Source organism: Microbacterium sp. (assembly GCF_047972865.1).
GTDB lineage: Bacteria > Actinomycetota > Actinomycetes > Actinomycetales > Microbacteriaceae > Microbacterium.
Genome location: NZ_JBKEAY010000115.1, coordinates 1 through 4,315, shown reverse-complemented (window position 1 = coordinate 4,315; position 4,315 = coordinate 1). Strand labels below are relative to the sequence as shown.

Below are 4,315 nucleotides of genomic sequence, written 5' to 3'. Positions count from 1 at the left end.
CGCAACCCCGATCTGCAGGCCGACATGGCCCGCACCATCGACCACATCTCGGCGCGCGGCGGGGTGGGGCGGTTCATCTTCGGCACCGGTGCGGGCTGGTTCCAGCGCGACTACGACGAGTACGGGTTCCCGTTCGGCACCGCCGGGTCGCGGCTGAACGACCTCCGCGACGCGCTGCCGCGCATTCAGCGCCGGTGGTCGGTGCTGAACCCGCCGCCCACGCGCAATATCCCGGTGATGATCGGCGGGTCGGGGGAGCAGAAGACTCTGCGCCTGGTCGCGCGGCACGCCGACATCTGGCATTCGTTCACCGGCCCCGACGCGATCGGCCACAAGTTCGAGGTGCTGCGGCGCTGGGCCGACCGCGAGGAACGCGACCTGTCGACGCTGACTGTGTCGAGCGAACTGGCGCGGCGCGACGAGGACGCCGCAGACGCGTTGTTCGCCGCCGGTGCCCGGATGTTCACGCTGGGGCTGACCGGGCCCGACTACGACCCGGCCGCCGTGAGCCGGTGGCTGGCCTGGCGGGACCGCAAGAACGCCTGACCGACCCGGCGGCGCCGCGCGCAGTGTCAGCCGACCCGCTCTCCGCACATGCCGCACTCGCCGGTGGCGGACACCTCGACGAAGCAGTTCGGGCACATCGCCCGCACGACGTCGGCGCGCGGCGTGCGCCGCGGCAGTCTTTCGCGCTCGGGCGCCGGTTGTGACCGGGCCGCGGTGCGGCGGGCCGCGCCGGGAGCGCGGGAGGCGCCGGATGCCGCACCGGCGAGCTTCGGGGTGTGTGCGGCGCAGTAGAAACGCACGAAACCGGCCGGATTGGTCGGATGCCGGTGCTTCACCGCCCACAGCGCGCTGCGATCCAGGGCGTCGGCGTCGCCGGGACATCCCGCGCACTTGGCGGGGTCGCCGGGGGCGACCTCGGCGGCGCGGAGCGGAACATCGAACGTCAGGGCGTCGCGCCAGTCGGAACTTCGGGTGATTCTCATGACGGGACCTCCGGGGTAGGTAGTTCCAGCATCGCACGCCCCGGACCTCGGATCGACGGGGTGACCATCTCGGCGGGGAGACGACCGGGGTGGGACAGGGCCGGGACCGTAGGGTGGAGGCGTGACCATCTCCGAGCTGTTCGACCCCGCGGAATGGCTGCTCGCCCCCGGCGCGGACGCCTACACCGACATCACCGCCCACGTCTCGACCGACGGGCGCATCGCCCGCATCGCGTTCGACCGCGCCGAGGTGCGAAACGCCTTCCGCCCGCACACCGTCGACGAGCTGTACCGGGCGCTGGACACCGCCCGGCAGGACCCGAAGATCGGCGTGGTGCTCCTGACCGGCAACGGCCCGAGTCCGCGCGACGGCGGCTGGGCGTTCTGCTCGGGCGGCGACCAGCGCATCCGCGGACGCGACGGCTACACCTACGCCGCCGACGATGCCACCGCGCCCGACCCCGCGCGCGCCGGGCGGCTGCACATCCTCGAGGTGCAGCGGCTCATCCGGTTCATGCCCAAGGTCGTCATCGCCGTCATCCCCGGCTGGGCGGCCGGCGGCGGCCACTCGCTGCACATCGTGTGCGACCTGTCGATCGCGTCGGCCGAGCACGGCCGCTTCAAGCAGACCGATGCCGACGTCGGCTCGTTCGACGCCGGGTACGGCTCGGCCTACATGGCCCGCCAGGTCGGGCAGAAGCTCGCCCGCGAGGTGTTCTTCCTCGCCGAGGAGTACTCGGCCCAGCGCGCCCATGAGATGGGTGCCGTGAACCGGGTCGTGCCGCACGCCGAGCTCGAACGGGAGGCGATCGCGATGGCCCGTACGATCCTCGGCAAGTCGCCGACGGCGATCCGCATGCTGAAGTTCGCGTTCAACGCGATCGACGACGGCATGGTCGGCCAGCAGGTGTTCGCCGGCGAGGCTACGCGGCTGGCCTATTCCACCGACGAGGCCGTCGAAGGTCGCGACGCGTTCTTGCAGAAGCGCGACCCGGATTGGTCGCCCTACCCGTACCACTACTGATGCTGCTGGCCCCGCTCGCCTCGCCCGGCCCGCGCGACGTGCTGCGGGCGCTGCGGGCCGCCGTGCTGGGGGCGGGACCGGCGGTCGCGCTCGGCGGCGACCCGGCGACCCTCCCCGTCGAGGTCCCCGCCGGCACCGCCGTCGTGCTGACGACGTCGGGCTCGACCGGCGTGCCGAAATCGGTCGTCCTGGGCCGGCACGCGTTCACCGCGAGCGCGCTCGCGACGGCGGCGCGGAGCGGCGACGGCGCGTGGCTGCTCGCGCTGCCGGCGACCTACGTCGCGGGGGTGCAGGTGCTCGTCCGCGCACTGATCGCGGGCCACGAGCCGGCCGTGCTCGGCGGATCGTTCACCCCGCAGGCGTTCGCCGCCGCGACGCACGGCCTGGCCGCCAGCCGCGGCGGCACCCCGGTGCCGCGGTACACGTCGCTCGTGCCGACACAGCTGGCAACGCTCCTCGACGCCGACGACCCACGGGTGGATGCCGCGCTCGCCGCCTACGAGGCGATCCTCGTCGGGGGGCAGGCGGCTCCTGCCGCGCTCCTCGATCGTGCGAGCGCGCGCGGTGCACGCATCGTGCGGACGTACGGGTCGACCGAGACCAGCGGCGGGTGCGTGTACGACGGCGTGCCACTGGACGGGGTCGGGATGCGCGTCGCGGACGGCGAGGTGCAGCTGTCGGGTCCGACGCTCGCCGAGGGCTACCTCGACGCCGCGCTCACGGCATCCGCCTTCGTCACCGACGGCGGCGTCCGGTGGTATCGCACCGGGGACGCCGGCGAGGTCGCCGACGGCGCGCTGCGGGTCACCGGCCGGCTCGACAACGTCATCGTCTCGGGCGGCGTCAACGTCTCGCTCGACCGGGTCGAACGCGCCGTGCACACGGTGCCGGGGCTCGAACACGCCGTCGTCGTCCCGATCGACGACGAACGGTGGGGACAGGCCTCCGCCGTTGTCGCCGCCGTCGCCGCCGTCACCGATCCGGATGCCGCGCTTGCCGCCGCCCGCACCGCCGTCGCCGCGGAGCTCGGCGCCCCCGCCCGCCCCGCCCGCCTCATCCCGGTCGCCGCGATTCCGCGCCTGCCCAACGGCAAACCCGACCGCCGTGCCGCCCGCGCCCTGGCCCGATCGGCGGGGTGAGCCCCCGGGGGCCTAGAATTTCACCTCGTGGCTGCCCCCTCACGCAAGAAGAACCGCCCCAAGAAGAAGCAGGCCCCGCGCGGCAACCCGCAGAAGGCGCCCGTCGTCGTCGCGAAGGCGACGCCCGCGACACTCGGTGACTGGATCGGCGCGGCCCGGCTGCGGACGCTGCCGCTGGCCTTCACGCCCGTGCTGATCGGCACCGGTGCGGCGATGATCATCGACACGCGGTTCCACTGGGTGCTCGCCCTCGCCTGCCTTGCGGTGGCCGTCGCCCTGCAGATCGGGGTCAACTACGCCAACGACTACAGCGACGGCATCCGCGGCACCGACGACCACCGGGTGGGTCCGGCCCGGCTGACCGCGTCGGGCAAGGCGAAGCCGCGCACCGTGCTGACAGTGGCGCTCGTGTTCTTCGCGCTCGCGGCCGTCGCCGGCATCGCCGTCGTCATCCGCACGCAGCACTGGTGGATGCTCGCGGTCGGTGCCGTCTGCATCATCGCCGCCTGGTTCTACACCGGGGGCAAGCGCCCGTACGGGTACGCCGGGCTCGGGGAACTGTTCGTGTTCGTGTTCTTCGGCCTGGTCGCCACGACGGGAACGACGTTCGTCCAGGTGGGGCTGGTGCCGCAGGAGTCGTGGTTCGGCGGGGTCGCCGCGGGTGCGCTGGCGTGCGCGGTGCTGCTGGCCAACAACCTGCGCGACATCGATCAGGACCGCGCGGCGGGCAAGCGCACCCTCAGCGTGCTGATCGGGCGCCGTGCGACGCAGGTGCTGTTCACGCTGCTGATGCTCGTGCCGTTCCCGATCGCGGTCGCCCTGGCATTGTTCTACCCGGTCGCCTGGCTGACGCTCCTGGCGCTACTGCCGGCCGCCGCGGCGATCCTGATCGTGTGGACCTACCGCGACCCCCGCGAACTGGTCGTCGCGCTCGGGGTGACCTCGCTCACGAGCGTGATGTACGGCGTGGGGATCGCCTGGGCGTTCATCGTGTGACCGGCACCGCCGGAGGCGTCAGAGCCGGTCCTCGATCTCCTCGTCGGTGGGTCCTGACCTCTTGGCCTGCGCGCGGCGTTCGGCGATGTCGGCGCTCATGTCGTCGAGGGGCTTGCGCAGAAACAGCATCGACAGGCTCAGCCCGATGAGGGCCGCGAAGATCGCCG

The 4,315-nt window shown here is 73.0% G+C and carries 5 protein-coding genes; 4 read left to right on the top strand and 1 reads right to left on the bottom strand.

The annotated features are described in order from the left end of the window. On the top strand, positions 1-546 hold a 546-nt coding region (locus tag ACK5KK_RS07345; RefSeq protein WP_416889437.1), incomplete at its 5' end, for an LLM class flavin-dependent oxidoreductase. Positions 547-572: 26 nt separating this feature from the next. On the opposite strand, the gene ACK5KK_RS07340 is transcribed toward ACK5KK_RS07345, so the two are convergent. Continuing rightward, positions 573-989: a glucose-6-phosphate dehydrogenase gene (locus tag ACK5KK_RS07340; protein ID WP_416889436.1), complete on the bottom strand. Its 417-nt coding sequence runs from the start codon at positions 987-989 to the stop codon at positions 573-575. Positions 990-1,110: 121 nt separating this feature from the next. On the opposite strand from ACK5KK_RS07340, the gene ACK5KK_RS07335 reads away from it, so the two are divergent. From ACK5KK_RS07335 to ACK5KK_RS07325, 3 genes are read left to right on the top strand one after another with little or no spacing between them, the layout of a single operon-like run. After that, positions 1,111-2,013, top strand: coding sequence for a 1,4-dihydroxy-2-naphthoyl-CoA synthase (locus tag ACK5KK_RS07335; RefSeq protein ID WP_416889435.1), 903 nt, complete (start codon positions 1,111-1,113; stop codon positions 2,011-2,013). Next, positions 2,013-3,152, top strand: a complete 1,140-nt coding sequence (locus ACK5KK_RS07330) for an AMP-binding protein (protein WP_416889434.1) — start codon at positions 2,013-2,015, stop codon at positions 3,150-3,152. Before ACK5KK_RS07335 ends, ACK5KK_RS07330 begins: the two co-directional genes overlap by 1 nt. Before the next feature lie 27 nt (positions 3,153-3,179). Then, complete coding sequence (locus ACK5KK_RS07325) at positions 3,180-4,148, top strand: 1,4-dihydroxy-2-naphthoate polyprenyltransferase (RefSeq protein ID WP_416889433.1); 969 nt, start codon at positions 3,180-3,182, stop codon at positions 4,146-4,148. Positions 4,149-4,315 lie beyond the last annotated feature (167 nt).

What these genes read in the sequence shown, in the direction of transcription:
- ACK5KK_RS07340 (WP_416889436.1), bottom strand. Translation starts at nt 989, where the DNA reads ATGAGAATCACCCGAAGTTCCGACTGGCGCGACGCCCTGACGTTCGAT.
- ACK5KK_RS07330 (WP_416889434.1), top strand. Translation starts at nt 2,013, where the DNA reads ATGCTGCTGGCCCCGCTCGCCTCGCCCGGCCCGCGCGACGTGCTGCGG.